5 protein-coding genes are annotated in these 6248 nt (G+C 73.9%); all 5 read left to right on the forward strand.

All coding sequences use genetic code 11. From position 1 onward, the window contains the following. Positions 1 to 62: 62 nt before the first annotated feature. The 5 genes from CM1CMNOD_RS08645 to CM1CMNOD_RS08665 all read left to right on the forward strand — a co-directional run bounded on the left by CM1CMNOD_RS08645 (position 63) and on the right by CM1CMNOD_RS08665 (position 6085). Positions 63 to 935, forward strand: coding sequence for a metal-dependent hydrolase (locus tag CM1CMNOD_RS08645; RefSeq protein ID WP_043605877.1), 873 nt, complete (start codon positions 63 to 65; stop codon positions 933 to 935). Then, a complete protein-coding gene (locus CM1CMNOD_RS08650; protein WP_013873292.1) occupies positions 935 to 2038 on the forward strand; it encodes a PDR/VanB family oxidoreductase in 1104 nt (367 codons plus the stop codon). The genes CM1CMNOD_RS08645 and CM1CMNOD_RS08650 overlap by 1 nt, the downstream gene beginning before the upstream one ends. A gap of 87 nt (positions 2039 to 2125) precedes the next feature. Next, on the forward strand, positions 2126 to 3064 hold the full coding sequence (locus CM1CMNOD_RS08655; protein WP_013873293.1) for a M24 family metallopeptidase: 939 nt from the start codon (positions 2126 to 2128) through the stop codon (positions 3062 to 3064). Continuing rightward, entirely contained in the window at positions 3061 to 4881 is a 1821-nt protein-coding gene (locus CM1CMNOD_RS08660; protein WP_013873294.1) for an SDR family oxidoreductase, read from the forward strand. Before CM1CMNOD_RS08655 ends, CM1CMNOD_RS08660 begins: the two co-directional genes overlap by 4 nt. 124 nt (positions 4882 to 5005) lie before the next feature. After that, positions 5006 to 6085 (forward strand): ferredoxin reductase, encoded by a 1080-nt coding sequence (locus CM1CMNOD_RS08665; RefSeq protein ID WP_013873295.1) that lies wholly within the window; start codon positions 5006 to 5008, stop codon positions 6083 to 6085. Positions 6086 to 6248 lie beyond the last annotated feature (163 nt).

Consider the following 6248-nt stretch of genomic DNA (forward strand, 5'->3'; position numbering starts at 1 on the left):
CTTCCCACACCCCCACCGCGGTCTTCGCCGCCGAGCCCGACGCCCTCGCCGAGCCCGACGCCCTGGTCCTGCAGCCGCGTGACGTCCGCTTCGACTGGTCACGGCTGCCGGACCCCTGGATTCCGGGCGAGCCCGTCGCCAGCCACACCATCAACGTGCTGCATCTGCTGCTGCCCGAGGGCGAGCGCTGGTTCGTGCGCGTCTTCCAGCGCGCCCTGCCAATGATCACGGACGGCCGGGTGCGGGAGGACGTGCTGGGGTTCATCGGTCAGGAAGCCCTCCACGCGCAGGCCCACCAGGGAGCGCTCGAGCACCTGCGCGCGACCGGGCTGGATCCGGACCCGTACCTACGGCAGCTTGAGTGGCTCTTCCACCAGGTGCTGGGGGATCGTCCGGGGCTGCCGCCGCGGCGCGCCCGGGAACACGTCGTCGAGCAGGTGGCGATCATCGCCGCGGTCGAGCACTTCACCGCCTTCCTCGGCGACTGGGTGCTCAATGCGGACGCCCTGGACCGGGCCGGCGCCGACCCGGTGATGCTGGACCTGCTGCGCTGGCACGGCGCGGAGGAGGTCGAGCACCGCAGCGTCGCGTACGACCTGCTCAGGCATCTGGACCCGGGCTATCCGCGGCGGATCCGCGCCATGGCGCTCACCGGTCCCATCCTGTACTGGTTATGGATCCGTGGAGCGCGTTTCCTGATGGCCGCCGATCCACAGCTGGCCCGATCACGGCCGGGCGGGCCGCAGCGGGCGGAGAGCTGGCGTGCCTTCCTCGCGGCGTCCCGGCGGGGGCTGCTGCCAGCCCCCGGCCAGGCCGTGCGCTCCGGGCTGCGCTACCTCAGGCGTGACTACCACCCCACCCAGGAGGGCTCGACCCGGCAGGCGGTCGCCTACCTCGCCACCTCCCCGGCCGCCCGCGCCGCGGCCGCCCGCTGATGTCCGGGCAGGGCCCGCAACCGGAGGGCCGGTATGTTCCCCCCGACCTGTACGGCAGGCCCCGTGCCGACCGCGGGATGAGGGTGCTGGCCGCTGTCGGTGACGTGCTGTTCCCGCTGGCCACCCGGTCGGGCAGCCGTCAGCATCGGCCCACACCGCCGCCCGCGCCCGCGTCCACGCTGAACCTCGTGGTGGCCGACCGCCGGTACGTGGCCGACGGCGTCGTCCGCCTGAGCCTGGCCGCTCCCGACGGGGCCGCGCTGCCCGCCTGGTGGCCCGGCGCCCATCTCGAGCTGCACCTGCCCTCCGGCCGCCGACGCCGGTACTCCCTGTGCGGCGACCCCGCCGACCGGGGCACCTACCAGATCGCGGTCCGCCGTCTCGACACCGGCGGCGGCGGGTCGGTCGAGGTGCACGACGCCCTGCCGGCGGGCAGCCGGCTCACCGTGGGCCGGCCGCGCAACGCCTTCCCGTTCGCAGCCGAGCCCCGCGTGCTGTTCATCGCGGGCGGCATCGGCATCACCCCGATCCTGCCGATGGTCCGCGAGGCCGCCCGGCGCGGCCTGGACTGGCGGCTGGTGTACAGCGGCCGCACCCGCACGTCACTGCCGTTCACCGACGAACTGCGCCGGTTCCACGGCCGGGTGGAGATCCTCTCCGACGAGGAGCACGGCAGGCCCGACGCCACCAGCCTGCTGCGCCGCGCCCCGGCCGGGGCCGCCGTCTACGCCTGCGGCCCGCCCCCCGTGCTCGACGGCATCCAGGCGGCCTTCGACGCGAGCCCGGCCAGCGGCCTGCACGTCGAGCGGTTCGCCTCCGCCCCGATCCGGGACGGCCGGCCCTTCGAGCTGCGGCTGGCCCGCAGCGGGCGCGTGCTGCCCGTGCCCGCCGACCGGTCCGTCCTGGACGTGCTCGCCGAGGCCGTCCCCACGGCCGCCTACTCCTGCCGGCGGGGCTTCTGCGGGATCTGCCGCCAGCGCGTCCTCGCCGGAGCCGTCGAGCACCGTGACCACCGGCTCACCGACACCGAGCGTGCCGACGGCGCGATGCTCGTCTGCGTCTCCCGTGCCCGCGCGGGCGAACGCCTCGTCCTGGACCTGTGATCTCTCATCCACCCCGAGCAACCGAACCGTGCAGTCGTGCGAAGCGCCCACCCGAACCGGGGGGCATCCGACCCGGAGGCGACATCCATGCCCACTCTGGTCCAGACACCGGCCCGAGGGTCGGCCCGCCAGCAGCCCCAGGCCGCGACGGTCTTCCCGTACGACAGCGGCGACCTCAGGCGTTTCCGTGAGCTGCAGCAGCTCGCCTACACCTGCGCCGAGCGGGTCGGGGCCTGGCTGGAGCCCGGCGTGACCGAACGCCAGGCCAGCGCGCGACTGGGCCGGGAACTGGCCGCCGCCGGCGTCCAGGACTTCTTCCACGTCCACTTCGCCTGGTTCGGCGACCGGACCGCCTTCCGGCACTTCCACACGCCGCTGCAGTTCTTCCCGAGCCGGCGCAGACTCGAGGAGGGCATGCCGTACATCCTCGACTGCGCCCCCGTCATCGACGGCTACACCGCCGACATCGGGTACGCCGGCCGGGTCGGCGCCAGCCCCGTCTGGGACAGGATCGACCGTGACCTGCGCGAATACCGCGACCTGATCGTCGTCGAGGCGCGCCGGCGCACACCGTTCAACGAGATCTACGCACGGGTGGACGCGCTCATCGCCCGCCACGGCTACGACAACCGGCACCGGGTCTACCCGGGGCGGGTCATCGGCCACCAGGTCACCCGCACGACCGCCCGCGGGCCCGCCGGAGTCAGCGTCCTCGGCTTCGGCATACGGACGTTGCAGACCCTCGGACGCGAGTTCCTCGGCGAGCGCCGCTACGGCCGGTCACCGCTGTGGGCCGACGGCCGTGCCTCCCGGCACGCACCCACACCGGGGCTGTGGGCGGTCGAGCCGCACGTCGCGTTCCGCGATGTGGGCCTGAAGTTCGAGGAGCTACTGGTGGTCACCGACGACGACGCCTACTGGCTCGACGACGACCTGCCGCACGTACGCCGCTGGCAGCGGGCCGCAGACACCTCGTCGGACATCGCGACGGATGTTGCGACGGATGTTGCGGTGGAGGCGCGATGAGGCGGCGGACGGTCGTCTCCGCCGGTGTGCCGCTGGCCGTGTACGAGCAGGGCAACCCGGCCGGGCCGACGGTACTGCTCGTGCACGGCTACCCCGACACCCACTGGGTCTGGGACGACGTCGCCGCGGCCCTCGCCGCCGACGGCCACCACGTGGTGCGCTACGACGTGCGTGGCGCCGGGGCCTCCGGGGCCGCGAAGGGAGCGTGCGGCTACCGTCTGCCGCAGCTTGCGGACGATCTGTTCGCGGTGGCCGACGCGGTCAGCCCACACCGGGCGGTGCACCTCGCCGCCCACGACTGGGGGTCCATCCAGGCCTGGGAGGCCGTGACCGACCCCCGGGCGGCGGGCCGCATCGCCTCCTACACCTCCCTGTCCGGGCCCTGCCTGGACCACGTCGGCCACTGGGCGCGGCGACGGCTCGCCCGTCCCACCCCGCGTCACCTCGGCCAGCTGCTCACCCAGGCCGCGCACTCCTGGTACATCGGCGTCTTCCACCTGCCGCTACTCGCCCCTGCCGTCTGGCGGCTCGGCCTGGCCGCGCGGTGGGGGTACGTGCTGGCGTCCACCGAAGGGGTCATCCCGCGGACCAGCCACCCGCAGCCCACCCTTGCCACCGACGCCGTACACGGGATCGCGCTGTACCGGGCCAACATGCTGCCCCACCTGCTGCGGCCACGGCAGCGCCCGACCGCCGTACCGGTACAGCTGATCACCCTCGCCCGGGACCGCTACGTCAGCCCCGCGCTGGGCGACGACCTCGACCGCTGGGTGCCCCACCTGTGGCGGCGCACCCTGACCGCCGGGCACTGGTCCGCACTGCTCGAGAAAGGCCCCACCGTGGCACAGATGATCAAAGAAATCGCCGCGCACGCCGACGGCGCGCCCGCCGCGCCCGCCCTCGAGCGAGCCGCCGTCTCGAGCCGGGAACGGGCCGCCGGCCCGCGCCGGCCCCAGCGCCCACGCCTGCGTTGGTGCCGGGGCCCCGGCCTGGAGCGGGCGGCTTTCGCCGGGAAGCTGGCCGTCGTCACCGGCGGCGGCAGCGGCATCGGACGAGCCACCGCGCTGGCCTTCGCCGAGCACGGCGCCGCCGTCGTGGTCTGCGACCTCGACCTGGCCAGCGCCGAGCGCACCGTCGAACTCACCCGCCTGCTCGGCGCCCCCGCGGCCCACGCCTACCGGGTGGACGTCGCCGACAGCGCCGCCGTCGACACCTTCGCCAGGGAGGTGGCCGCGGCCCACGGCGTCCCCGACATCGTGGTCAACAACGCCGGTGTCGGCCACGGCGGCACCTTCCTGCAGACCACCGAGAAGGAGTGGCAGCACATCCTGGAGGTCAACCTCGGCGGCGTCGTCCACGGCTGCCGCGCCTTCGCCACCCTGATGGTCGAGCGCGGGGAGGGCGGCCACATCGTCAACGTCTCCTCCGCCGCCGCGTACCTGCCCAGCAAGGTCCTTGCTGCCTACGCCACCAGCAAGGCCGCCGTCTACATGCTGTCGGACTGCCTGCGCGCCGAGCTCGCTCCCGCCGGCATCGGCGTCAGCACCATCTGCCCCGGCCTCGTCAACACCAACATCACCCGTACCAGCACCTTCTCCGGCCGTTCCGCCGACGGGCTCGACGCCACCCGCGACCGCTTCGCCGCGCTCTACGCCAGGCGCAACTTCCCCCCGGAGAAGGTCGCCTGGCAGATCCTGCGCGCCGTCCGGGAGAACAGGGCCGTCGTCCCGGTCACCGTCGAGGCCAGGGCCGGCCGCGTCCTCAGCCGGCTCTCCCCGGCTCTGACGCGCGCCGCCGCCCGCATCGACATCGACTGACGACCGGGGCTCTGTCGCCCCCATCCGATCTCTCAGCCGACACCCATCCGCCTGTGTGCTCCCGTCACCGCCGGCTCGTCCTGCCGCGGGCCTGAACGGAGAGGCCTGAACGGAGAGGACAACCATGACGCTCGTCCGGGCTCTGCTGCGGTCGCCGGTGGTGGCGGCCCTCACCTCGCCGCACGGCGTGGACCGTTACCTCGAGCTGGTCAACCCGATGTGGGCCGTGAACGAGATCCGGGCCCGGGTCGTCCGCGTCGAGCCCGAGACCCACGCCGGCGCCCCGGTCGCCACGCTCACCCTCCAGCCCACCGGGAGCTGGCCCGGCCATCTCGCCGGCCAGTACGTCCAGCTCGGCGTCGAGATCGACGGTGTCCGTCACCTCCGGTGCTTCTCGGTCTCCTCGCCCGCCTCCGGCCGCGGCGGCCGCATCACGATCACGGTGCGTGCCAACCCGGACGGGGTCGTCTCCAGCTACCTCGTCGGCCGTGCCCGGCCGGGCCTGGTCGTCCACCTGTCGCGGGCGGCCGGCGCGTTCACCGTGCCCGAGCCGCCGCCGCGCCAGCTGCTGTTCATCTCCGGCGGCTCGGGCATCACCCCGGTGATGTCGATGGTCCGCACGCTGCTGCGGCGCGGCTACGGCGGCACCATCACGTTTCTGCACTACTCACGGTCACCGGCACACCAGATCTTCGCCGGCGAGCTCGCCGCGCTGCCCCCGAACGTCCACGTCCACCTGGTCCACCCGCGGCAGGATGGCCGCCGCCTCACCCCGGCCGAGCTGTCCCGGCTGGTGCCAGGCTACCGGGACGTGGACACCTGGGCCTGCGGCCCGGCAGGCCTGATCGAGAGAATCCAGGACGCCTACGCCGGCAGCGACCGGCTGCGCGTGGAGTACTTCCGGCCGCCTGCCGCGCGCGGCCCGGCCAGCGGTGAGGTGATCTTCACCAGGGCCGGCGCCACCGTGGCCACCGTGCCCAACAGCGGGGCCACTCTGCTCGAGCAGGCCGAGGCCGCCGGGCTTGCGCCCACGTTCGGCTGCCGCATGGGCATCTGCCTGTCCTGCATGTCCCACAAGACCGAGGGCGTCGTCCGCAACGTGCGTACCGGTGAGGAGTCGCGCCAGCCCGACGAGGACATCCGCATCTGCGTGTCCGCGCCTGTCGGCACCTGCGCCGTCGAGATACCTGCGCCGTCGAGATAGAGGCCGCCCACCGGCACCCGAAGACCGCCCACCGCACCCGGAAGACCGGAAGAGCGGAAGAAAGGAAGAACCGTGACCACCTCGCCCGTCACATCTGCCCGGCCCGCCGCACCCAGCCGTTTCACCACACGAGCCCGGCCGGCCGCGCCCGCCCGGTCCACCC

The organism is Protofrankia symbiont of Coriaria myrtifolia, assembly GCF_900634755.1.
Taxonomy (GTDB): domain Bacteria; phylum Actinomycetota; class Actinomycetes; order Frankiales; family Frankiaceae; genus Protofrankia; species Protofrankia coriariae.